The 22,573-nt window shown below is 63.9% G+C and carries 20 protein-coding genes and 1 pseudogene; 6 read left to right on the forward strand and 15 right to left on the reverse strand.

Going from position 1 to position 22,573, the window contains the following annotated elements; genetic code table 11:
* The first annotated feature begins 43 nt into the window (after positions 1-43).
* Positions 44-868, forward strand: coding sequence for a TIGR04325 family methyltransferase (locus ACPYOD_RS05510; protein ID WP_481300723.1), 825 nt, complete (start codon positions 44-46; stop codon positions 866-868).
* Between the two features lie 525 nt (positions 869-1,393).
* Complete coding sequence (locus tag ACPYOD_RS05515) at positions 1,394-2,446, forward strand: hypothetical protein (RefSeq protein ID WP_481300724.1); 1,053 nt, start codon at positions 1,394-1,396, stop codon at positions 2,444-2,446.
* 30 nt (positions 2,447-2,476) lie between these two features.
* Here the strand turns inward: ACPYOD_RS05515 and ACPYOD_RS05520 are convergent.
* Positions 2,477-2,698 (reverse strand): annotated as a pseudogene (locus tag ACPYOD_RS05520) (efflux RND transporter permease subunit); the annotation flags it as partial.
* A gap of 188 nt (positions 2,699-2,886) precedes the next feature.
* Between ACPYOD_RS05520 and ACPYOD_RS05525 the strand changes: the two are divergent.
* Both ACPYOD_RS05525 and ACPYOD_RS05530 read left to right on the forward strand, forming a co-directional pair.
* Positions 2,887-3,303 carry a hypothetical protein gene (locus ACPYOD_RS05525; RefSeq protein WP_481300725.1) on the forward strand — a complete coding sequence of 139 codons (417 nt, stop codon included), beginning with the start codon at positions 2,887-2,889 and terminating at the stop codon, positions 3,301-3,303.
* A gap of 93 nt (positions 3,304-3,396) precedes the next feature.
* A complete protein-coding gene (locus ACPYOD_RS05530) occupies positions 3,397-3,813 on the forward strand; it encodes a methyltransferase, TIGR04325 family (protein WP_481300726.1) in 417 nt (138 codons plus the stop codon).
* A 157-nt stretch (positions 3,814-3,970) separates the two neighbouring features.
* Here ACPYOD_RS05530 and ACPYOD_RS05535 read toward each other — a convergent pair whose 3' ends face one another.
* From ACPYOD_RS05535 to ACPYOD_RS05555, 5 genes are all read right to left on the reverse strand, one after another.
* A complete protein-coding gene (locus ACPYOD_RS05535) occupies positions 3,971-4,339 on the reverse strand; it encodes a hypothetical protein (RefSeq protein WP_481300727.1) in 369 nt (122 codons plus the stop codon).
* A gap of 388 nt (positions 4,340-4,727) precedes the next feature.
* Positions 4,728-7,850: an efflux RND transporter permease subunit gene (locus ACPYOD_RS05540; RefSeq protein ID WP_481300749.1), complete on the reverse strand. Its 3,123-nt coding sequence runs from the start codon at positions 7,848-7,850 to the stop codon at positions 4,728-4,730.
* Positions 7,850-8,968 carry an efflux RND transporter periplasmic adaptor subunit gene (locus ACPYOD_RS05545; RefSeq protein ID WP_481300728.1) on the reverse strand — a complete coding sequence of 373 codons (1,119 nt, stop codon included), beginning with the start codon at positions 8,966-8,968 and terminating at the stop codon, positions 7,850-7,852. Before ACPYOD_RS05545 ends, ACPYOD_RS05540 begins: the two co-directional genes overlap by 1 nt.
* Positions 8,965-10,236 (reverse strand): TolC family protein, encoded by a 1,272-nt coding sequence (locus tag ACPYOD_RS05550; RefSeq protein WP_481300729.1) that lies wholly within the window; start codon positions 10,234-10,236, stop codon positions 8,965-8,967. The genes ACPYOD_RS05545 and ACPYOD_RS05550 overlap by 4 nt, the downstream gene beginning before the upstream one ends.
* 69 nt (positions 10,237-10,305) lie before the next feature.
* Positions 10,306-10,680, reverse strand: a complete 375-nt coding sequence (locus ACPYOD_RS05555) for a hypothetical protein (RefSeq protein ID WP_481300730.1) — start codon at positions 10,678-10,680, stop codon at positions 10,306-10,308.
* A gap of 265 nt (positions 10,681-10,945) precedes the next feature.
* On the opposite strand from ACPYOD_RS05555, the gene ACPYOD_RS05560 reads away from it, so the two are divergent.
* Both ACPYOD_RS05560 and ACPYOD_RS05565 read left to right on the forward strand, forming a co-directional pair.
* Positions 10,946-11,803 carry a glycosyltransferase family protein gene (locus tag ACPYOD_RS05560; RefSeq protein ID WP_481300731.1) on the forward strand — a complete coding sequence of 286 codons (858 nt, stop codon included), beginning with the start codon at positions 10,946-10,948 and terminating at the stop codon, positions 11,801-11,803.
* Positions 11,800-12,438 carry a hypothetical protein gene (locus tag ACPYOD_RS05565; protein WP_481300732.1) on the forward strand — a complete coding sequence of 213 codons (639 nt, stop codon included), beginning with the start codon at positions 11,800-11,802 and terminating at the stop codon, positions 12,436-12,438. The genes ACPYOD_RS05560 and ACPYOD_RS05565 overlap by 4 nt, the downstream gene beginning before the upstream one ends.
* Here ACPYOD_RS05565 and ACPYOD_RS05570 read toward each other — a convergent pair.
* Genes ACPYOD_RS05570 through ACPYOD_RS05610 form a run of 9 tightly spaced genes read right to left on the reverse strand, consistent with a single transcriptional unit; the run spans position 12,435 to position 22,557 of the window.
* Positions 12,435-13,619 carry a hypothetical protein gene (locus ACPYOD_RS05570; protein WP_481300733.1) on the reverse strand — a complete coding sequence of 395 codons (1,185 nt, stop codon included), beginning with the start codon at positions 13,617-13,619 and terminating at the stop codon, positions 12,435-12,437. The genes ACPYOD_RS05565 and ACPYOD_RS05570 overlap by 4 nt on opposite strands.
* Positions 13,616-14,782, reverse strand: coding sequence for a glycosyltransferase family 4 protein (locus tag ACPYOD_RS05575; protein WP_481300734.1), 1,167 nt, complete (start codon positions 14,780-14,782; stop codon positions 13,616-13,618). Before ACPYOD_RS05575 ends, ACPYOD_RS05570 begins: the two co-directional genes overlap by 4 nt.
* Entirely contained in the window at positions 14,779-15,417 is a 639-nt protein-coding gene (locus tag ACPYOD_RS05580) for a polysaccharide deacetylase family protein (RefSeq protein ID WP_481300735.1), read from the reverse strand. The genes ACPYOD_RS05575 and ACPYOD_RS05580 overlap by 4 nt, the downstream gene beginning before the upstream one ends.
* A complete protein-coding gene (locus tag ACPYOD_RS05585) occupies positions 15,414-16,610 on the reverse strand; it encodes a glycosyltransferase family 4 protein (RefSeq protein WP_481300736.1) in 1,197 nt (398 codons plus the stop codon). The genes ACPYOD_RS05580 and ACPYOD_RS05585 overlap by 4 nt, the downstream gene beginning before the upstream one ends.
* Entirely contained in the window at positions 16,607-17,725 is a 1,119-nt protein-coding gene (locus tag ACPYOD_RS05590) for a glycosyltransferase (protein WP_481300737.1), read from the reverse strand. The genes ACPYOD_RS05585 and ACPYOD_RS05590 overlap by 4 nt, the downstream gene beginning before the upstream one ends.
* Positions 17,722-19,077 (reverse strand): phenylacetate--CoA ligase family protein, encoded by a 1,356-nt coding sequence (locus ACPYOD_RS05595; protein ID WP_481300738.1) that lies wholly within the window; start codon positions 19,075-19,077, stop codon positions 17,722-17,724. Before ACPYOD_RS05595 ends, ACPYOD_RS05590 begins: the two co-directional genes overlap by 4 nt.
* Positions 19,074-20,336, reverse strand: coding sequence for an O-antigen ligase family protein (locus tag ACPYOD_RS05600; protein ID WP_481300739.1), 1,263 nt, complete (start codon positions 20,334-20,336; stop codon positions 19,074-19,076). The genes ACPYOD_RS05595 and ACPYOD_RS05600 overlap by 4 nt, the downstream gene beginning before the upstream one ends.
* A complete protein-coding gene (locus ACPYOD_RS05605; protein ID WP_481300740.1) occupies positions 20,324-21,433 on the reverse strand; it encodes a polysaccharide deacetylase family protein in 1,110 nt (369 codons plus the stop codon). Before ACPYOD_RS05605 ends, ACPYOD_RS05600 begins: the two co-directional genes overlap by 13 nt.
* Positions 21,427-22,557, reverse strand: a complete 1,131-nt coding sequence (locus ACPYOD_RS05610; RefSeq protein ID WP_481300741.1) for a glycosyltransferase family 2 protein — start codon at positions 22,555-22,557, stop codon at positions 21,427-21,429. Before ACPYOD_RS05610 ends, ACPYOD_RS05605 begins: the two co-directional genes overlap by 7 nt.
* Between the last annotated feature and the right edge of the window lie 16 nt (positions 22,558-22,573).

The raw sequence follows: 22,573 nt of genomic DNA on the forward strand, positions 1-22,573 counted from the left end.
GGGTGCAAGCTGTGCGCGAACAGGCGGTCTACGGGAGGCAACCATGAATGCGCAAGTCGGGCCCCGGCCATACCAGGAGGCGACCGCTCGGTTGCCGTTGGTCCGCCAGCTTCTCGAGACCCGCTACCGGAAGGCATTCTTCGCCCATCGGGCGCTGACCCACCACATCTACCGCGGCGTCTTCCCCAGTTTCGACGAAGCGCAGGCCAGCATCCCAGCCGATCACGCCAGCGGCTACGACAACACCGAATCGGCCGATCTGTACCGCGAACGGACGCGGCGGGTGTTCATCAACGACTACCCGATGATCCACTGGCTGGGCCGCTGGTTCGCCGAGGGCGCTCGCAGCGTGTTCGATCTCGGCGGCCACATCGGTATCGCGTATTACGCCTACCAGAGGTACCTGACGTATCCGCAGGGACTGCGTTGGACCGTGATGGACGTACCGGCGGTGAACGCGGCCGGTGAACGATGGGCGGCGGAACACGATACTTCGCGGCGGCTGGGCTTCGCTGACGACATCGCGAAGGCGTCGAGTGTGGACGTTCTGTTCGCGGCCGGCTCGCTGCAATACCTGCGCTACTCCCTGGCAGAAGCATTGGCAACCATGGAGCGGAAGCCACGCTTCCTCCTACTCAATTCGGTGCCGGTGCACATGCGGGAATCGTATTTCACCGTGCAGAACATCGGCACGGCCTGCTGTCCGTATCGCGTGACCGCAGAGCGGGAATTCCTCGGCGGTCTGTCGGCCCTTGGGTACGAGTTGCAGGACCGCTGGGAGAACCCGCAGCGGTACTGCATCGTGCCATTCCATCCTGAGCTGTCGCTCGATCGGTACTTCGGATTCGCCTTTCGGATGGGCGGCTGACGTGCGCCGCGATTCTTGGCCGGAGCGAGGGGAGGGTGGAAAGACGTCAAGCCACTATCTTGTAATCCGTGCCGTCGATACGCAACAGGATATCGTCAGGTAGTTCAAGTAAACCCCATGCCCTCATTTCCATGTCTTTCGTGAACTCCTTCAGCTTCTCCGGCACGTGATTTTTCACTCCTGTCCGGCATGTCACTTCTCCTTGTGTGCCTCGGTGCACGGTTTACAGTAAGTTCGATCTCGCAAGGTATTCAACGCTACCTGTCTTCCATAATGTATCGACCATCTCGATGCATGCGGTATCAATGCCGGAAACACGTTTAACTAGGCGGACCGTGCGCCAGGTGTCGCGGCTAATGGACATAGAGTCAGGCAGTTAGCACCGAGATGGCGATAAATACATATTGAATGGACCTTGAATCTGGTTCCCCGCACATAGCGAAGGGCTTATGCTCGCGTTGCACAGAGCAACGCAGCTTCAGTGCATAACTTACAAGGAGTTCGATTATGCTAGGAAAGCAAGTCGTGGAGACCCCATATGCTTTGCCCCCGCCGAGTTTCGATGAGGCCGACGCCGACGGTTTTATCAGTCTGGAACACTTGAGACGCGGCTTGACAATTCGTCTCCCCGCGTTCTCAGGTAATCAGGGCGGATCGGTTAGATTCCTGATAGGAGGATTCCATGAGGTTCTAATCGATGTTCGGACTGAAGATCCGGGGATCGATCTCGTCGCTTCGGTCACGGCTGAAGATACCATCCAATTCGCTGGCACCCGGCGGATCAACTTGCGCGCTATCTATCTGGCAGACGGCGGCGGCCTTCCAGAGCGTTCACCCACAGTCAATTTCGACGTTGGCGCGGAGGCTTACCCACCAGTGGTCGACGAAGCCGTTGGGCTTAACTGGCCGGGACAAATGGACGTTATTCCGGAGGACGCGACGAGTATTACGGTGAGGATCAAGCCTTTCGAGAACATGGCAGTGGGGAATCGTATTCAGCTTTATCTTCTGGGTACGGCGCCAACCGGAAACGCGAGACTGACACTTGAAGTCGCACCGGAGGACATCGGAAACGACATCACTTTCGCAGTGAACATATCGGATCACAGGAAAAATGCCCTCTACATCTACTACGAGGTGGAGCAGGGGGAGCGCACTTTGACACCGTCGCACTCGTCATTCTACGTCGAGGGGGTCATCCGAGTGAGACCCGTCGATTTCGCGGATGGCTATACCGAACCTAAATACCTGTTCTTAAGTTCCTCAGGGGAAGATTGCGTACCCATCGTTGTGAGGGTTCCCGAGGGCACTCGAGATTCTGACCGACTCACTTTGTTCGCACTACCCTGGTTTGGGCCGGCTATCATCGTCAGTCACATTTTCGAAAGCATTCCCGCGAAGGAAATCCAACTCTGTCTGCCTTATGATCAATTGGTAAACTACGTGGATGATGTGATACGAATAGGGTGCATGGTAGAAAGCACATCTGACAGCGGAGCTGCAGCATCTTCAGCGATTGATGACTACCTGATTGTGGTTGGAGAACGACGCGGTATGACGCGGCGGCGAGGAAGGTAACCTCACCGCAGTGGAAGACTCGGGCGAGTGTCACATCTTGCTGGCTTTCGGTTCTGTCCAGTCGCAGAGCGCCGAAAGCAGCACCAGCGTAAGCAGCGTCGAGGAGATCAAGCCACCCACAACCACCGTGGCGAGCTGGCGCTGCGTTTCGGCGCCCACTCCCGTCGATAGCAGCATCGGCACCAGCCCCAGGATGGCCACGCTGGCCGTCATGAGCACAGCCCGCAGCGCCGTACCCCTGAGTACTGCTTGCGGAAAGAAGGCTAATCGGGCAACGACCTCCCTCGGCCGGAGGTATAGACGCCCATTGAAGCGCATTTTCGATTTCGAGTCTCACATGCCATTGAAATACTATGGATATTATGGGGAATTCCAGCGTTGCACGCTCGTCGAACCAGAGCTATCTTGTGTGCGCATTTGAGTGCATAAGGAGAAATGGCATGTCGAACAAGGATGGAAATCAGATAGGTAGCTCGAAGCAAGGTGCGATTTTTATGTGGCACCGGGCACAGGCCATAATATTTCCGGACCTGTGCCACCTTGGCCACATCCAAGTCGTGGAGGCGATCGGGGACACGCTTTCCATGAAAAAGTTTGAGCCGGGAATTACGCTTCGCGTTCCTGCTTTCACCAGCCCGGAAGCGAGCCGTGCTCAAATGTTCCTGACTAATCTTGACGTTGCAGACAGTAGCCCCGGGTTCGACGTGCCATGGGAACCGGGGGTTCCGACCGATGGGTTTCTTGAAACCATCCACCTCGCGCAGTTCAAGTTAGGACACCGTGTGAGGGCATGGGGCTCCGTCTACACGACCCATTGGCAACCGATGTGCAGTTCCGTTTACAGGATAGTCGCTTGATCTGGTTCGCCAGTTGCATTTCACCGCCGGCGACATGCCGGCGGGGATGGCGAGAGAGATGTCACATCTTGCTGGCCTTTCGTTCTACCGGCGGTGAACGCGGCCGGAGAACGATGGGCGGCGGAACATGACAACTCGCGGCGCCTGGGCTTCGCCGACGACATCGCGAAGGCGTCGGGCGTGGACGTGCTGTTCGCAGCCGGTTCGCTGCAATACCTGAGCTATTCCCTGGCGGATGCATTGGCAGCCATGGAGCGGAAGCCACGCTTCCTCCTACTCAATTCGGTGCCGGTGCACATGCGGGAATCGTATTTCACCGTGCAGAACATCGGCACGGCCTGCTGCCCGTACCGTGTGACGGCCGAGCGGGAGTTCCTCGGCGGCCTGTCCGCCCTTGGCTACGAATTGCAGGACCGCTGGGAGAACCCGCAGCGGTACTGCATCGTGCCATTCCATCCCGAGCTGTCGCTCGATCGCTACTTCGGGTTCGCCTTTCGGCTTGGCGACTGACGATCGCATTTACACGATAATCGAAAGATCTCGTTTCCGGCTCCGAACAGGTCACGACTTGGAAAGTCGCTGGGTAGAATCCGCAGCGACTCTGCGTTGTGTCGCATTGCAACCGGATATCTCACTTCATCGCTCGTCGGGTTTATGTTTCACTGGGTTACAGATCCGCCTCGTCGTCGATGACGCGGTAGTCTGTTCCCTTCAACGTAACGCCCTCGACGGTGCTGCCCCACGCCCTGATGTGGTCAGCATCGATGAGATATTCCAGGTCGTTGTCGAAAACATGTTCGAGATGGACGCCCGGCCTTACACGGTTGAACACGAAAGCCGGTCCCGAGGCAATGGGTACGGGGGTAACCATGATGGTGAGCCAGAGAGACGGAGTGGGTGTCAGCACTTCGACGCGGACGGTCAGTCGCTCCCTTAGTTGGCTCTTTCTTATCGTTTTCGCCACCGCATCCGCTTCTACGATCACTATGTTTCCGTACTTTGTTACTGGCTCTGATTTTGTATTTGAATCCTTCATTATCCTTCTCCTTGCGATCGTGTAGAAAGGGATGACACCACCGCCGAGAAGCTCGACGGTGGTGTCGAATATACAGCTGGTTCCACTTGTCCTTAAGCAGTGCACTGGTGTGGAACTTCCATGTATAACAATTACTTCTGGCAGGTCGTGATGAATTAGAATAGTGAAAAGTCCATATCCTATGCGGGACCGTCGTGAGCGATGTTGGCCGACACAATTTCATTCCGTTTCACATACGGAAATCGTACTTCACCGTGCAGAACATCGGTACCGCGTGCCGCCCGTTACGGGGTGACGGCTGAACGAGGAGTTCCTCGGCAGCCTGTCCGTCCTTGGATACGAATTGCAGGACCTCTGGGAGAATCCAGCGATCTTTTCTTGCGTCATTTCATCGGTGTCTCTCGTCGGATTGCGACCTCGGTTTCGCCTTCCGCTCCATCCACTCATAGACCACCGGCAGCAGCACCAGTGTAAGCAGCGTGGAAGAGATCAGGCCGCCCACCACCACGGTGGCGAGCGGGCGCTGCGTTTCGGCGCCCACTCCCGTCGATAGCAGCATCGGCACCAGCCCCAGGATCGCCACGCTGGCCGTCATGAGCACAGGCCGAAGACGCAGCGCCGTACCCCTCAACACCGCTTCGCGAACGTCTAGTCCGGAACGCTGTTGGTCGTTCAGGAAACTGACGAGCACGATGCCATTTAGCATGGCCACGCCGAACACTGCGATGAAGCCGATGGCTGAGGGCACCGACAGGTATTGCCCGGTGACGAACAGCCCCACGACGCCACCGATGGTCGCGAAGGGAACGTTGGCCAGGATCAGGGCCGCATGTCGTAGCGAGTTGAACGCGGTGTAGAGCAGGATGAAGATGAAGAAGATGGTGACGGGAACGATGATGGCCAGGCGCTGCAAGGCGCGTTGCTGGTTCTCGAAAGCCCCGCCCCATTCGGTGTAATAGCCGGTGGGCAGTTTCACCGCCTTGGCGATGGCGATCTCAGCGTCTTTCACAAAGCCGTCGATATCGCGTCCACGCACATCCATCTGCACCACCGCATAGCGCTGCAGCTGTTCGCGGCGGATGAACGAATAGCCTTCCGCGGTGCTCACCTTTGCCACCTGGTTGAGCTGGACGAGTGCACCCGAAGGCGTCACCAGCGGGATGCGTTCGATGTCCTGTACCGATGCCTTGTTGGTGTCGTCGAGGCGCACCGCGATATCGAAGCGCTTGACGCCGTCGAGCAGGGTACCCACCGGCTCGCCGCCGACGCCGTTGCGCACCACGGTGAGGATATCCTCCGCGTTGAGTCCATAGCGGGAAAGCGCGTCACGATCCACGTCGATACGGATCTGCGGTTTGCCGATGTTCGCCTCCAGCGCGAGGTCGGCAACCCCCGGCACGCCGGCAAGCACGTCCTTGATCCTGCCGCTCAGCCTGTCGAGCTCGCCGAGATCGTCGCCGTAGAGCTTCAATGCCAGCGTGGCACGCACTCCGGAGATCAGTTCCTCGATACGCATCTGGATGGGCTGCGTGTAGCTGACCACCGCCGTGGGCAGTAGGGCGCCCAATTCCAACTGCATGGCCTCCTGGATGCTTTCGAGTGTCTGCCCGTCGCGCCATTGGTCCGAGGGTTTCAGGGGAGTGTAGACCTCCATGTAGTTGACGTCGGCCGTTTCGCCTTTCTCGGCGCGGCCGATCATGGCGAGCGTGGTTTCCACCTCTGGAAATACCGCCTTGATCCGGTCGGCTACCTGTCGCGAGATGTCGATGGACTCGTCGAGCGATGCCGATGGAATGGAAGTAATGCGCCACATGATGGCGCCCTCGCGCAGATTGGGCATGAACTCTTTGCCCAGGAAGGGAAAGAGGGCGGCTGCGCCGACCAGTGAGGCCGTGGCGACGCCGATCACCGTCTTGCGGTGTGCAAGGCACCAGCGCAACAGCCGGGCATACGCTAGCTTGAGGTAGGCCACCAGCCGGGTGTCCTTCTCTTCGCCGGGCTTGAGGACCATGGCGGCGAGCACGGGAACCAACGTCAACGACAGCAGCAGCGATCCCGCCATCGCGAAACTGATATTGAGGGCCATCGGCTTGAACATCTTGCCCTCCAACCCTTGCAAGCTGAACAGGGGAAGGAAGACGACGATGATGATGAGGATGGCGAAGGCGATGGGACTGGCTACTTCGCGTGCCGCGGCGAGTACCGCCGCGCTCCTGTCCACTTGCCCGCCGTGCGTCTTTTGTTCCGCCATGATGCGGAAGGCGTTTTCCACCATCACCACAGCGCCGTCCACCATCATGCCGATGCCTATGGCGAGGCCCGCCAACGACATCAGGTTGGCCGACAGGCCCACTTGCTCCATGCAGATGAAGGCAATGAGCATCGCCAGCGGCAACGTCACCACGACGATCAGCGCACTACGCAGTTCGCCGAGGAAAAGGAAGAGAACCAGCGCCACCAGGATGGAACCTTCGACGAGTGCACGTACGGCCGTGCCGACGGCGGCGTTGACGAGGTCGGTACGCTCGTAGACCGGCTTGACCACTGTGCCCGCCGGGAGCGCCTGGCGAACGGTGTCCAGCCTGGCTTTCACGGCATCGACGACGCTCTTGGCGTTCTCCCCGATGCGGGAAAGGGCCTGGCCCATCACCACTTCCTTTCCGTCACGGGTCACCGCACCGGTGCGCGGTGCGCCGGCTTCGGTAACCGTCGCGACGTCGCGTATGTAGACGGGCGTGCCGTCTTCGGTCCTGAGCACGATATTGCCGATGTCCCGGGCGTTCTTCACCAACCCCAGGCCGCGAACGAGGTACTGCTCGCGGCCCACGTCGATGAAGTTGCCCCCGACCTGTGCGTTGTTCGCTTCCAGCGCCTGGATCAGGTCCTTGAAGCCCAGCTTGTGCGCGATCAGGCGGATGGGGTCCACGCGCACCTGGTACTGCTTTTCCTGGCCGCCCCAGGACGTGACATCATCGACGCCCGCGGCGGTGCGCAGTACGAGCCGCACCGTCCAGTCCTGCAGCGTGCGCAGGTCCATGTCCGACGGTGCACCCTCCGCGGTCTCGTCCGCGCGCTCCACCGTGTACCAGAACACCTGTCCGAGCCCCGAGGTGTTGGGACCCATTTCCGGCCTGCCGTAGCCCGCGGGCAGGCGATCGCCCACCTGCTGGAGGCGTTCGTTCACCAGTTGGCGGGCGAAATAGACGTCCATGGCGTCTTCGAAATAGACCGACACATAGGAGAGTCCGAACAGGCTGACCGAGCGTATTTCCTGGACCTTGGGAAGACCGGCCAGTGCGGATTCGATGGGCGTGGTGAGCAAGGGTTCGATGTCTTCCGCCGCGAGACCGGGTGCCTCCGTATACACGTTGACCTGCACGGGCGTGACATCGGGGAAGGCATCAATGGGCAGGGTACGCACGGCTCTGTAACCCAGCGCGGCGATCACGGCGAACCCGATGAGCACCAACAACCTGTACTTCAAGGAGAGTGCGACGAGGCGTTCCAGCATCATTCTTCTCCCAACTGCGAGCGCAGGATCCTCGCCTTCAATGCGAAAGCGCCCTTGCTCACATAAGACGTGCCAGCGGTCAGGCCCTGCCTGATGGCCGTCCAGCCATCGCGCGTCTCGCCGGTTTCAATGGGCACGGGCTCGAACTGTCCCGGCTTTTTTCCCTGAACGAACACGGTGGGCTGGTTCTGCAGGAGCACCACCGCCTGCGCCGGCACGGCAACGCTGCGGGACTGCGACGCGACCTCGATGCGGCATTCCACCAGGTCGCCGGGATGCAGCAGGTCGTTCTCATTCGGAACCTGAATGCGCACGTCGACGGTGCGTGTCTTCTCGTCGGTGCGGTGGGAGCGCCGGATCACGCGGCCTCCGAGTTCGCTGCCACCCGCGATCACGGTGACGCGTGTGCCGTCCCGCACCTCGTCGGCCTGTGCGGGAGGCATGCGTGCCTCGACCCACACGGACGACTCCGCGGCCAAGGTGAACAGCGTGCGCCCGGGCTCGATACGCTCTCCCACGATGAAATCATCCGTGGTCACGCGTCCCGCCTGCGGCGCCAGAAGCGCGAAGCTGCCGTCCGCCGCGGCGGACCCTCGCTTGACGAGGTCGCGGATCTGCGCGTCGGAGAGGCCATAGGCCTTCAACTTCGCACGCGCCTGGTCCCGCTGCACCAGCGCCTCGTTATAGCGGCGGGCCGATACTGCCTGCGGGCCCAGTGATGCCACGCGCTCCCAATCCTGGCTGGCCACGATGAGCTGTCCCTGCGTTTCGGCCACGTCCACGCTGGACAGCACCACAAGGGGCTGGCCGGCCTGCACCAGGTCGCCCAGCTTCGCCCGGCGCGCAACCACCTGCGACGCGACGCGGGGCGAAACCAGCGCGGTGGCGTAAGCGTCGATCTTCACCTCGCCGGGCGCGCGTACCTGGTCGGCCATCGTGCGCACCTGCGCGGTGTCGACCACGATGCCCGCCGCTTCGATGGCTTTGGGCTCGAGCACCAGCGGGTCCGACGTTGCGGTCTGCGCATCGTCGACCGGGCGTACAGTGGCATCCGCCGATACGACGAAGAAGGCGATGGCGAGGAAGAACACGGTATGACGGATGGGAAGCGGCATCATGGGGAAGGATCCTTGCTGGTATCGCCGAGCCAGTCGGCGAGGCGGCCCGAGGCGGCGAGATAGTCGAACCAGGCCTGCCAGGTCTGGTTTTCGAGCGTCAGGCCCGAGAGTTCGGTGTCGAGGCTCTGCTTCAACTGGACGAGGTAATCCGACGTGCCGATCTCTCCGGCTTGCCAGAGCCTGTCGAGTAGCCGGGCGCGATCGTCGAACGCATTCGCGCGCCCGGCGCGGAAACCCTCGCTGGCGTGGCGCATGGCTTCGTAGGTCGCCCGCGCCTGGCTGAGTCTTGCGTCCGAGCGGCGGATGGCGGCCTGGCGTGCGGCGAATGCCGCGTCGGCCTCCGCACGCGCCGCGTCTACCTCGTAGCGTCCGGCGTTGCGGACCGGGAGCGGGATCGACACGCCGATGCCGACCACGCGATCCGTGCGCGCACCGCTGCGGACGCGGCCGCCGGTGAGGCTCAGAGTGGGGTCAGGGCGGCGAGCGCGATCCGCGACGGTCACGGCGGCATCCGCTCGCTCCTGTTGGGCGCGGGCCTGGATCGTCTCCGGCCGTTCCCCTATCGGCACGGGCGCAACCTGATCGGACGGTGGCGGGAGTTCGCTCGGCAGGGGTGGGAGCGACGACGGCGAGCTTCCGCCGACGGCCGCCAACTGGGCGACAGCGTCGGCGGCCTGCGCTTCGAGCGTCGCCTGCTGGATGCGCGCCTCGCCCAGCGCCAGCCCGGCAAGGTCGCGCTCGGGGCTGCTTATGTCGCCTACCGTGAGTCGCTGCCTGGCCAGTTCGTCGAAGCGGCGCATCAGTTCGAGACGTCGCCGTCCCAACTCGACCTGCTCGCGCGACAGCGCGGCACTTGCCCAGGCTTGCAGCCAGTCGAGAGCAACACGCCGGCGTTCGAGCGCGTAGGCGGCGTGGCGTGCGCGCATCTCGGCCTCGCTCTCGGACATGCGCGCCTTGCGCTTGCCGGAGACATCGAGCGTCAGGCTCGCACCGGCGGTGCGCCGGTCGACGTCGGCGTTTTCACCCTCGATGGACAGCGATGGGTTGTAGACCGGCTGCGCGGCCGCGCGCGCACGCGCCTGCGCGGCCTGCCGTTCGGCATCGACGGCCTGCACGTCGGGGCTGGCCGCCCATACGCCGCGCACGGCATCGCGCACGGCAGGCGGGGCAGATAGTTCGGCCGTCCCGGCCGGAAAGGGTGAGGCGGTGGCGCTGACGGCCACCCACACGCACACGGCGCCCCATGGCGCGGTACGCAGCAAAGACATGGTGGATCTCCTGGAGTCGGACGCGAATCGGCGCGGCCGCTCATGCGGCCGGCGTCGGGCGGCTCGGCTTCAGGAAATCGGTGGGCGCAGCGGTGAACGTGCGAACGCGGGCGATTCACCCGCGGGAATGGGCGGGCTCAGGCTCGACGGAAGTTCCGTCGCGGCCATGGCCGTCCACTGTGCGGGCAGGGCGACCGCATGCGCGCAGGTGCAGTGGCATCCGCCACCTTCACCGAGTGCGCAGTAGTCGTCGGCGTTGGTAACCGCGGTGCCGACGACGGCGGCCGCGCCGGCCGGCGAGCCATCGGCAAAAGCAATGCGCGGGCCGTCCAGCGCGCAGAACGTCGACATGGCGACCTTGAACAGCAGTACGGCCAGCGCAAGCATCCACACGCCGCGATGGCGGCGCAGACGGACGAACAGGCTTGGCGGGCGACGGGGCATGGCGCACATCCTAGTCGGATGCACCGTCGTTAGACAATTCCAAATATCAGTCGGATCGCCGGGTTGCGACGCCGCGATCCGAAATTGCCTAGCGAATGATTTGCCGGGCCAAGGCGACACATGTAATTTCCGCATAGCCGTTCTCGCGGCCCACGGACGAATACCAGAAGAGTGGCTGAGGATGAAGCAAGTGAGGACTCTGGGGCTCCTGGCATACCACGTTTCAGAAAATTCAGCCTGCAACTATCACCGCATCGCCAACCCCATGCGATACCTGACCGATGTCAAGGCTAAGGTTCCCGTCCTGTTCTACAACCGGCTGCTTGTCGCGCATGACCGGCTTGACGTCATCCGCAAGAGAGGCATCAAGATCATCATCGATATCGACGATGATGTGGTCTTAGGCCCGGACCATGTGTTGTACGCCGCCTACCAGCGCGCAGGGATAACCCAAACCCTCATCGGTAACATCCAGCGGGCCGATGTGGTCCTTGCGACTAACGCGTATCTTGCCGGCCGAGTAAGGCCCTACAACCCGAACATTGTTCTGGTTCCGAATGCGCTGCCTTTTGATGAGGATCAGTTCACGCGGACCGAGCCTTGCGAAGACCGAAAGATCATCTACGCAGGCGGGGCGACGCATTTCGAGGACCTGAAGATGATTCAGTCGTGCGTGCCAAGGAATCACATGGTGATAGCCGGCAACGAGGAAAAATCGTCCCAGTGGGCGAGGATCAGGTCGCTGTACAGCTTTGCCAAGTTCAAGCCGGTAAGGCCGGTATGCTCCTACATGGACGTCTATAACGGGCACGCCATCTCCGTAGCTCCCTTGGTGGAAACGATATTCAACCAGTCCAAGAGCAACCTGAAAGCCTTGGAGGCGGGAGCCAAGGGCCTTGCCTTCGTCGGCTCCAAGATACATCCGTACGACAACTCCACGGATGGAGACGCCGTCCTTCTGGCCGGCTGCAGGTCGCAATGGCGGACCATCTTGAAGCGTCTGGTGGAGGATGAGCCTTACCGCAAGGAAAAGGCAGAGAGGCTCGCCGAGCACGTGAGAGAGAATTATTCGCTTCGCCGGATCAACGAGATACGGCGCCAGGTTATCGAGTCCTTTTCATGATCGGCATAGGCATTATCACGACGGATGTTAGAAGTGTTCCCGAGGCGTTCCCATCGTTGTGCGAGGAAGGCTCGCTTGTGCGCGTAGAGAAGGACACGGAGCGAGTTGGTGTGGCCATCACGAGCAACAAGTGCCTGCGTTACCTCATGGACCAGGGCTGTGAGCACGTCTTTCTCTTCGATGACGACTGTTATCCCACCATGAGGGGTTGGGAGCGTTACGTGATCGAGCAAGCGGCACAGCACAATGTGCACTTCATCGGGTTGCCCGAGATTTTCAAGTCGAGTCCCTTGGCCTCGGATGGCGAACTGATCTTATGGAATGGCATTATCGGATGCTTCAGTTATCAGACTCGCGTATTGCTTGAGGCAGTAGGCGGCTACAATCCATCGCACATGCGCTATGGGTACGCGGACGTGGAACGCAACGCGCGCGTCCTTCGATCAGGCCTTGCGGGCGACGGCAAGGGATTCCCCTCCCTGTTACGACTACCTTCTTACATCCACAGCATGGACGTCTATGGGGAAAATCCGGCGCCGAACTTGAGCCCTCAAGAGAAAGCCCATTGGATTCAGATAAACAAAGTCATGTTCCGAAAGGAGATGGAAAGTGGGAGGATTTGCTATCCCCTTTAGGCTGAGGCGATGGCGCTGGCAGTCACCCTGTTGCTCGCGGGAGGGGGTAGCTCGTAGTCCCGGTATAGGCCCGGATTGCCGGTCATGCCGGCTTCCGCGGCTTTCGCGATGTTGTACATCTCGCGTGCCGTGACGTAGTGCAACACGTAATCGCGGCCATCGTTGTACGCGTTTTCGAGATAGGTGTGCATCTCGTCCACCGGCTTGCCCAGCAGCGTGTCCATGTCGCGCTCCTGCGTGCCGTGCGTATGCACCTTCACGAACACCCATTCCGGGCGGCCTTCCACGTGGATACCGGTACGCACCCATTGGTCCACCCGCGTGCGGGACGGCGGGCAACCCTTGCGGATATCCGAATTCTCGATGCGCGGCACGATGCCGAAGCGGCGATCCTTCCAGTTCAACCCCAGCGGTCCCTGGATGATCAGCAGGTCGCCCACCGGCTTGCCGCCGACGCGCATCGGCACACCGGTATCGTGCGACTTGCAGCGGTGCGGATCGTCAGTGGCGTAGTAGATGGCGTTGGACATGCGCGTCTGCGTGTCGCTCGGTGCGGAGGGCAGGGTGAAGTCGGCATAGCAGCCAAGCTCCCTGAGCAGGATCAGTTCGTTGTCGATGCCGCACCACCGGCCGTCGGGCCGCGAATTGTCCAGGCACCAGTTGCCGTGGATGAAGGCGAAGCGCAGCTGGCCCGTCACCGGATCGCGAGGAAGCGCGCCGTGCCTGTCGTGCAGCAGGCGGTTGAACCTGTCCATCGTGGCGACGAAGTTTTCCGGCGTGTCGTTGTCGTGGTGGAGGTGGATCTCGATTTCGCCATAGCCGTCGGCACACAGGGCGGCGATCTTGTCGAGATGCTCCTCCACGTATTCCTCTTCCGGGTAGAAGAAGCTGTGCTGGGGCATGCGCCCGTCGGCATCGCGGTGGCGCGAGGCCATGGCGCGGTACTCGCTGCACCAGCGATCCACGCGGCGGCGCTGGGTGTCCATGTCGACGCGGCCCCAGTTCGGCTCGAAGTGGTCAACGAAGCAGAACAGCACGTGCACCGGGCCCTCGGCCTTCGGCGGCTTGCGCCGAGTGAGGTAGCCCCACAGCCAGTACTGCATGTTGCGTACGCGGATGGCCACGGTGACCAGGACTGCCGCGGCGGCGAGGACGACGAGGACGGCGGCGACAGCGATCACGACGAGGCTCCGGCCTGTACCAGGGTAAGCAGTTGCTCGGCGTTGTTGCGCCACTGCCGTTCGCTTGCGATGTAGTCGCGGGCTGCCTTGCCCACGCGCCGACGCTCTTCCGCCCTTTGGGCCAGTTCTAGCACGCGCTCCACGCAGGCTGTGGCGTCACCGCGGGGGAACAGCCAGCCTGTGTGGCCATCGGCGATCACTTCGGCGACCGGCGCATAGTCCGGCGCAACCACCGCGACGCCCATGCCCATGAACTCGAACAGCTTCATGGGTGAGCCGTAGTGATTGGAGTTCGGCAGCACGGCGTAGTCCATGCACGCGATCCAGCTCGCTACCTCGTCGTGCGGCACGCGGCCGGGCAGCAGCACGCGGTCGGACAAGCCGCGCGCCGTGATCAGCTCGCGCACGGCGGGCAGCGTCTTGCCGTCGCCGACGAACACCAGCGCGAGGTCGGGCACGCTTTCCAGCCGGTGGGCGATGGCCTCGACGAAGGCGTCCACACCATGCCATTGGGCGAAGACGCCGATATGGCCGCAGACGATCCGTCCGGTGAGCCCGCGCTCTTCGCGCAGGCGGTCCCGATCGAAACGCGCGGGATCGAAGCGGGGCAGGTCCACGGCGTTGGGCGACACCACGCAGGGGGCGATGTCGCCGTAGGCTGCGAGGGCGGTGTCACGAAAATAGGTAGAGATGAAGACGAGTCCGGTGGCGCGCTGGAAACACCAGCGTTCGATGCGCCGCGCCAGCCCGCGCATCTTCAGCGGCCGCACGCGTTCCACGAGCGCCGAGTCGTTGATCTCGAGGACCAGGGGAATGCCACGCCGGCGGGCGAGCCATATGGTGGCGAAAAGGAACAGAGAATAGCGCTCGTAGATAAGCTGCGGTTGCGCACGGCGCCACGCGCGCCCCATGCGCGCCAGCGTCACCACGTTGTAAAGCAGTTCGAACATCTCGAAGACGACGCCCGGGAGCTTCGTCACGAGGCCCGCGACTCGCCCTCTCGTGGCGGCCGCGGTCGTCTCCACTTCATGTTCGGGATCCGCGCCGGGGAACGACATGACGTCGACATCGTGGCCCAGTTCGCGCAGCGCGCCCACGATGCCGCGGATGTGCACACCTTCCACGTGCCGGCCGCGCGTGCGGTGATGGTAGAGGATCCTCATGCCGCGCTGCCCGGCAGCGCGGCGAAGCGCATGCCTTGCGCCAGCCACTCCGGCAGGAGCACATCGAGCGCGTCCGCCGCCTTGTCGCTGTCGTCGTGCATGAGCACGATGTCGCCGGCCGCGGGCGGATCGCGGCGAAGGCGGTCGATCAGCGCTTCCACCGGGCGGTCCTGGTAGTCCAGGCTGTCGTACGACCAGTACACGAAACTGCGGCGCCGGCGCGCGAAATGAGCCAGCAGCGACGCCCCGACATAACCGTGCGGCGGCCGCATGCGGTGGTGCGGCCGGTCGTCGAACTCGCGCAGCAGGGCATCGGTGCGGTACACCTCGTCGAGCTGCTTCGCGATGTCCATGTTGCGGAACGACCAGTGGCTGTACGAGTGGTTGCCGATCATGTGGCCCTCGTCGACGATGCGCTTCACGATGTCGGGATGCCGTTCGATCTTCTCGCCTACCAGGAAGAAGCTGGCTTTCACGCCATGCTTCGCCAGGGTGTCGAGGAGCTTGGGTGTGTGGGCCGGTTCGGGGCCGTCGTCGAAACTCAGGTAGCGCAGATCGGCGTCCCGCGTCCGGGTGAGGACGAGGTGTTCCGGTAGCAGGCCGAGCAGATCGTGCTTTTTCAGTTTCAGGTTCATGTGTTCGGGATGTGGTCGGGCTGGTCGGGTGGCTTGCCGGCTCCCACAGGGGTCACCGCAGCCTGGGCAAGGAGCCGTTCGAGCCGGTCGATGTTCTCGTCCCAGCGGAAGGTGGCGGCATGCGCCGCGATGGCCACGGGATCGAAATGCCGTTCGAAGGCCTCCACCAGCGCGGTGCCCAGCTCGTGCGGCTGGTGCGGGGGCACGAGGATACCCGCGTGGTCGGGAACGACCTCGGGAATGCCACCGACGGTGGTGGCGACAATGGGTATGCCACAGGCCATGGCTTCCAATACCACGTTCGGCACGCCTTCGTTATGGCTCGGAAGGCATAGCACGTTTGCCGCACGGAACCAGTCGGCCAGTGCGGCGTGGTCGACCGCGCCGGCGAAGCGCACCGCGGGCGCACAGCACAATGACGCGGCCCGGTCCTCGAGGTTGGCGCGGCAAGGGCCGTCGCCGACGTAGACGAGCCGCGCATCGGGATGCCGGCTGGCCAGCGCGGGAAAGGCCTCGACGAGGTCGTGGCAGCCCTTTGTGGCCTTCAGGTTGCCGACGTAGAGCACGACGGGCACGTCGGCGGGCAGGTTCAGCCGCTGGCGTGCGGCGTTTCGATCGCCGCGGTGGAAGAGCCGTGTGTCGACACCGTTGTAGACCGTCTCCACGGCGTCCGGGCGGGCTTCCAGGTCGATGGCCTTGCGCGCGAGTGCGCGGCTGACAGCGACGACGCCTGCGGCTCCGCGCAGGGCCGAGCGGATCTGCGGGCGGCGCAGGTGGAACTCCGCCTGCACGTTCAGGTCGCTGCCGTGCACCTTAACTACGTAAGGGATGCCGAGCAGACGGGCGACCCAAGCGGCACCGGCCGCATCCGGATAGGCCCAGCTCGCGAGCATCACGTCGTAATCCGCCTTGCGCAGTTCCCGGCCGCGCTGCCACATCAGGCAGGCGAAGAAGCAGAAGGCGTTGAGGAAGCGGCCGAAGCCCGGGGGATGGAAGAAGGTGAAGTAGTCACAGTGGACACCGGCCACGCCGGCGTCGTTCGAGGCCGGGCCCGCGCGCTCGCGGAAATCGATGGCGGTAAGCACGTCCACGGCGTGGCGCTCCGCCAGGCGCTGGAACTGCTGCCGGTTGAACGTGCCGCGCCGCGAATCCCAGGGCGTCGGAAAGAGGTTGGTGACGACCAGGATTTTCACGACACAGGTTCCATGTCGCCGAAATAGAGCTGCCCGTAACGGGCGGCCATGGCTTGCAGCGAACCGTTGTTCTCCACCCAGGCCCGCGCGGCCAGTCCCAGCCTGGACGCCCTGTGCGATGCATGCAACAGCTCGAGGATCGCATTCGCGAGGGCGGGCGGATCGCACGGCGGCACGAGGCGACCCGTGGCGTTGTCGTGCACGATTTCCGCGTTGCCGCCCACGTCGGTGGCGACGATGGGGAGGCCGGCCGCGCAGGCCTCCAGCAAGGCCATGGAATACCCCTCCGTCACCGACGAAAGGGCGAACAGGTCGAAGCCCTGCAACAACTCGCGCACGTCGTTGCGGTCGCCGAGGAAGTGCACGCAGCCCGCCACGCCTTCGTCGAAGGCGCAGGCGCGAAGGGTCTCGCGCAGTTCCCCGTCGCCGACCAATACCAGTGCCGTGTCCGGACGCGCATGGCGCACGATGCGGAAGGCGCGAATGAGGCCCGCCTGGTCCTTGGCCCAGTTCAACCGGCCCACGCTGCCGATGATGCGCGTACCCAGCGGCACGCGGATGAGCCGGGCAAGTCGTTCGTGCATGGCATCCGAAGCCACGTCGAAGCCGTCCAGCACGATGCCGTTCGGTACCACGCAGGTCTTTCCCGCGGGCGCGATGCCGCGGCGCACGGCGTCGGCGCGTGCCGCCTCGCACACGGCGACCACGGCATCGGTGGCACCGAGCGCGCGGCGGAACAGCCACTCGCGGCGCCCAGGCTTGCGCTGCGCGCCCATGCCGTGCCGTGTGTTCACCACCTGGCGAATACCCATGCCGGCACTGGCCAACACGGCCTGGTAGTGCGCCACCGCGTTATGCGTATGCAGCACCTCGGTGTGGTGGTCGGCCAGCAGGCGCCGCGCGCGGCCCAGTGCGCGCAGGTCGAAGCCCTTGCGTTTGTGGCATGCCGTCACGGGTATGCCGATCGCATCCAGTTCCGAAGCCAGCGAACCGCGTTCGAACAGGCATATCACCTGCACCTTGTGCCCCTGGCGGTGCTGTTCCTTCACGAGGTCCAGGACCATGCGCTCCAGGCCGCCGCGGTTGAGGTTCTCCACGAAGTGGGTGATGTTCACGAGGCCAGCTCCGAAACGGTGACGCGCAACTTGCCGCTGCGGGTGAGGGGAATGTCGTCGACGAAATGGCAATGCAGTTCGGCGCTCTCGCCGAGCACCTTGGCGACCTCGCGGCGAATGTAGTCCAGCGAGGCGTCCTCGAAATCGCGCCCGCGCACGATGGACAGGTCGAGCCGCTCGAGGCTGCGCTGCACGAGCTGGAAACGCGCCAGTCCAGGCACGTCCTTCAGCATGTGCGGGAAGAACTCGCCGGGCAGGATGTGCCCGGCCGGCGTCCGTATGGCATCCAGCTTGCGCCCATCCACCGATGCGAGCATGGGCAGGCCCCTGCCGCAGGCGCACTGCGACGCGGAATGCGTGGCCATGTCGCCGTTCACATAGCGGATGAAAGGCATGCCGTAGTTGAAGAGGTCCGTAATGGCCACTTCGCCGCTGCCCGCATGGACCGACTTGCCATCGGCATCCAGCGTTTCCACGACCAGGTGGTCGGCGTTCACATGCAGGCCTTCGCGGTGCTCGCACTCGGAGGCGATGAGCATGACCTCGCGGCAGCCATAGGTGTTGTACGCAGGGGCGCCGAAGGCGCGCTCGACGATCTCGCGCTGGAAGGGGTGCAGTGCCTCGGCGGCGCCGATGATCGACGTAGGACGGGCCACCTGCCGCCCTTGCGCCAGCAGCCATTCCGCCAGCCGGACGAGCGGGCCCACGTAACCGACGATCACTTCGGGACGGTACGCGTCGATGGCATCGGCGTAGTCGGCCATGTTGCTTTCGCTCATGCGGAAGCTGTCGAGCAGCTTGCGCGCGAACACGGCGTTGTACACGCGGTCCTTCAGCTGGTGCGATCGGCTGGGTTGTCCCACGGCGCCGCCCCAGAGGAACAGCGTGCGCCTGCCCATGCGCGAACCGGCCCAACCGTATCCGCGCCACATGACCGCCACGCGGCGGTCGTTGCTTTCGCGGGTATAGCCATAGCGCAGGGGCTCGCCCGTGGAGCCGCCGGTGGCCTTGTACGCCAGTGCGTCCTTCAGGGACCGGGCCTTGAGGTCGTCTGCGTTGGCACGGATGTCGGCCTTGGTGAGCACCGGCAGTTTCGCGTAATCATCCAGGCTGCGGATGTCACCCGGCGCCACGCCTTCGGCGTCCCAGCGCCGGCGGTAATAAGGCACTTCCCGGTAACACCATTCCAGCAACCGCTTCAGGCGATCGAACTGCAAGGCCTGGACCTGTTCCGGCGGCAGCCATTGGTCCTGTTCGTAGCGTCGCATGTGCTTCGGCGTGCCGCGACGGCGAAGGCCACCTTCGTAGGCGGGCCAGAGAACGTTGCGCAGGAGGTTTTCGTAGGTCTTCATGTGGTTCGCAGCAGCACGGCAACGAGGACGAACAAGGCGAATACGCTGCATGCGCCTGCCGGTACCCAGCGCCAACCGCCCTCCGACAGGCGGAACATGGGCAGTTCCGGCCAGCGCCGCCGCGCGCCGACGTAGTAGCCGGCGACCATGGCGGCGATGAGGTAGAGCACCACCATGTAGCTGCGGCTCAGGAAGAAGGCAGCCGCGAAAAGGCCGCACAGCGAGAGCAGAAGGGCGAGCGCCATCTGCTTCTCGGCGACCCAGGCGGCCTCGATCGCGGGATCGGCGTCGGCCGGGCGCTGAAAGCGCACGATCTTCAGCATCATCATGAACCCGTAGGCGACGAAGGCCAGCCACAGCACGAAGCCGACGAAGCCGGTTTCCGCCAGCACGAGCACGAAGGAGTTATGCGCCGTGAGTTCGTTGTACTCGGTGAAGTTGCCGGGGCCGACGCCGAACAGCGGGTTCTCGCGGAACATCTCGAGGCCCGAATACCACGCGTCCACACGGCCAGCGGCCGATTCCTCGCCCGCGTCCAGTTCGTCCATGCGCGAGGACAGCACCTTCAGCGCGGCGAGACCGGCCACGCCCAGCATGCCGGCGACGACGACGCCCTTGCGATACCAGATGTAGCAGCCGGCCACGACCAGCACCGCCAACAAGGCGCCGCGGGAATTGGTGAGGTAAGTGCCGTAAAGCAGGAGCACCGCGGCAGCAAGCCACACCGGCCGCATCGCCCCCGCGCCACGGCGGCCGAGGAAGACGGCCATCGGGAACGTCGACGCGAACAGCAAGCCCAGGTCGTTCGGATCGTTGAAAATGCCGACGTACTGGATGCGGTTGCCTTCGCCCAGGGGAATGCCGGTCCAGCCGACACCGACGTTCGCCTGTTGCACGCCGTGCAAGGCCAGCACGGCCGCGCAGGCAACGAAGACCCCCATCGCCACGCGCACACGCTTCTGCGTGCTGCACGAGGCGCCGAACACGAAGAACGCGATCACCACCGGACCGAACCGGGCCAGTTCGTCCACGGCGCCACCGGCCCAGCCGTTGGTCGCCTGCGAGACCATGAGGATCAGCAGGAAGGCGGGAAGGATCACGAACTGCGGCGCTTCGAAGGTCTTCTCCTTCGACACCACCCACGCCGCGAATGCCAAGAGCAGCACCACCGGCAGGATCGGCACGGTGTCCAACCCGGCAATGTAGTCCTGCGGACGGATGATGGTGAGCACCACATACAGGAGGATCAGGGGGAACATGCCTGCTCCCTCGGGCCGGTCGCGGCGTGCGGAGGCGTGGGATAACTCATCAATTGGGGCAGGGCGAGCATCGCGGCGAACCAGCCGGGACCCATGTTGCTCTCCACGGGCAGCCGGCTGAGGGCATAGCGATTCACGCTCGGCTCGGCGTTGGTGCCGCAGATGTAGCTGCATGCCAGCTGGAAACCGGCATTGCGCGTGGCGGCGATCACCGCATCGTTGTAGGCGCGGTCACCGCCGACCGGGTACGACATGAGCACGGCGGGGTTGCGCAGTTCGCGTTCGAGGGTGGCCTTCGATTCGCGGATCTCGCGCTCCATCTCGTCCTGCGGAAGGCGCGCCAGCATCCGGTGGTGCACACCGTGCGAGCCGAATTCGAGGCCGGCCGCTTCCATCTCGCGCGCCTGGTCCCAGGTCATGGGGCGGCAGTCGACCGGCCGGGCCTTCACCGAGGGCATGTTCCACTCGGCTTCGAGCCGTTCGGTCATCGCCGTCTGCCCGAAGGCATCCAGCCACTTCATGCGCAGCAGCACATTGCCGGCGATGCGCCGGCGCAGCGCGCGCTCGGCCGGCAGTGCGACGTCGATCGCCAGTTCCGGCAGCACCAGCCTCGGTGCGCCGGTGAGCAGGATCATGTGCACGAGCCAGTCGTAGGCGTAAGGACGCCCGCTGTCGAGGTGGCCCGTGGAGACGAAGAACGTGGCGGGCACGCCCACCTCGTCCAGGATGGGGGCGGCAATGCGGTAATTGTCGTCGTAGCCATCGTCGAAGGTGACGGCGACGGTGTCGGGCGGAAGCGCCTCGCCCGCATCGAGTGCGGCGACGATATCGGTGAGCCGCATCGGGCGGAAGTGCCTTTTCAGGTGCAGCATCTGTTCGCGGAATTCGGCCGGCGGCGTGCTGATGAGCTCCAGGTCGAACTCGTAGGCATCCGGGTCGGGCAGCGGCATCACGCGGTGGTAGGCGAGGATGCGCAGGTCGCGCTGCCACCACGCCCGCACACGCTGCAACGAATGCAGCAGGCCGCTGGAGTAGCAGAGTTCGCCGAGCCGGCCACGAATGCCGGGCGCGCCGCGCGGGGTGGTTGGGATCACCATAGATGCAGCCTGCGGTTGCGCGCGAAGGCGACGAGTGCCTGCGCGGCGAAGAGGTTGAGGTAGAAGAACGCCACGGCGATGCGCAGCGGCAGCAGGCGACCAAGCGGCGGCTGCAGGCGGGCCACGCCAACCAGCAACAGGCCCGCCACGAGGCCGCCGAAGGCAATGGCGTACATGGGATGCCGCGTCACCAGCAGGCCACTGCTGACCGTGAGCGCCACGATCAGCCACGGTGCCATCAGTCGCAGCAGCTTGTGGCTGACGAAGCGGAACCAGAGAGGGTTGCACCAGGGCAGCAGGAGCCACGGTGCCAGCTGGATCAGCTGGTAGTTGCCGGCCAGGGTGCGGATCTTGCGGCGGCGCTCGTCCTCGGGCACCTGCGAAGGCTGGTCCCAGGCCATGGCCTTGGGCTCGAAGACCACGCGCTTGCCCTGCGCGGCCACGCGCATTGGCACGAGCACGTCGTCGAGCACCGTACCGGGCGGCAGCGGCTGGAACAGGGCGCGGCGCATCGCGTAGATGGCACCGGTCACGCCGATGGCGGAACCGGACAGGCTCTCCGCGTGGCGAATGCCCTTCTCGTAGCGCCAATAGAAATCCACCCCCTGGGCGAATCCGGTACGGACATTCTCCATGTGCAGCTCGCCGGTCACCGCGCCCACGTCGGGATCGCCCAGGTTCGCCACCAGTTCCTTCAGCGCCATGGGCGACAGGCGCTGGCGCACGTCGGTGAACAGGATCACCTCGCCGCGCGTGAGGGCCACCGCGTCGTTGAGGCACGCGGCCTTGCCGCGCCGGTTGGGGTGGTCGAGCACCGTCAGGCGTGCATCGGTGGAACGCCGCGCCATGACCACGGTAGCGTCGTGGCAGCCGTCGCACACCAGCACGATGTCGACTAGCGCCGCCGGATAGTCCAGCTGCCGCAGGTTGGCGAGCTTCGCGCGGATATGCCGTTCGCCGTCGTGCACGGCGAGCACGATGCTCACCGTGGGCAGGACGTCCCTGCGTGCCACCGGACGAGGCCGCAGGCGCGCCTGCAACCACACCAGCAGCGGATAGCCGGCGAAGACGTGCACGAGCAGTGCGGCCGACGTCCAGCAGACGAACCAGGCGATGTGTGTCATGGCGTTCCCCCCGGGC

The sequence above is a fragment of the Luteibacter sp. HAY1-4A genome (genome assembly GCF_056755355.1).

Coding starts and splice junctions, on each gene's coding strand:
- ACPYOD_RS05510 (WP_481300723.1), top strand. CDS start 44: ATGAATGCGCAAGTCGGGCCCCGGCCATACCAGGAGGCGACCGCTCGG.
- ACPYOD_RS05525 (WP_481300725.1), top strand. CDS start 2,887: ATGTCGAACAAGGATGGAAATCAGATAGGTAGCTCGAAGCAAGGTGCG.
- ACPYOD_RS05535 (WP_481300727.1), bottom strand. CDS start 4,339: ATGAAGGATTCAAATACAAAATCAGAGCCAGTAACAAAGTACGGAAAC.
- ACPYOD_RS05540 (WP_481300749.1), bottom strand. CDS start 7,850: ATGCTGGAACGCCTCGTCGCACTCTCCTTGAAGTACAGGTTGTTGGTG.
- ACPYOD_RS05545 (WP_481300728.1), bottom strand. CDS start 8,968: ATGATGCCGCTTCCCATCCGTCATACCGTGTTCTTCCTCGCCATCGCC.
- ACPYOD_RS05550 (WP_481300729.1), bottom strand. CDS start 10,236: ATGTCTTTGCTGCGTACCGCGCCATGGGGCGCCGTGTGCGTGTGGGTG.
- ACPYOD_RS05555 (WP_481300730.1), bottom strand. CDS start 10,680: ATGCCCCGTCGCCCGCCAAGCCTGTTCGTCCGTCTGCGCCGCCATCGC.
- ACPYOD_RS05560 (WP_481300731.1), top strand. CDS start 10,946: ATGCGATACCTGACCGATGTCAAGGCTAAGGTTCCCGTCCTGTTCTAC.
- ACPYOD_RS05565 (WP_481300732.1), top strand. CDS start 11,800: ATGATCGGCATAGGCATTATCACGACGGATGTTAGAAGTGTTCCCGAG.
- ACPYOD_RS05575 (WP_481300734.1), bottom strand. CDS start 14,782: ATGAGGATCCTCTACCATCACCGCACGCGCGGCCGGCACGTGGAAGGT.
- ACPYOD_RS05580 (WP_481300735.1), bottom strand. CDS start 15,417: ATGAACCTGAAACTGAAAAAGCACGATCTGCTCGGCCTGCTACCGGAA.
- ACPYOD_RS05595 (WP_481300738.1), bottom strand. CDS start 19,077: ATGAAGACCTACGAAAACCTCCTGCGCAACGTTCTCTGGCCCGCCTAC.
- ACPYOD_RS05600 (WP_481300739.1), bottom strand. CDS start 20,336: ATGTTCCCCCTGATCCTCCTGTATGTGGTGCTCACCATCATCCGTCCG.
- ACPYOD_RS05605 (WP_481300740.1), bottom strand. CDS start 21,433: ATGGTGATCCCAACCACCCCGCGCGGCGCGCCCGGCATTCGTGGCCGG.
- ACPYOD_RS05610 (WP_481300741.1), bottom strand. CDS start 22,557: ATGACACACATCGCCTGGTTCGTCTGCTGGACGTCGGCCGCACTGCTC.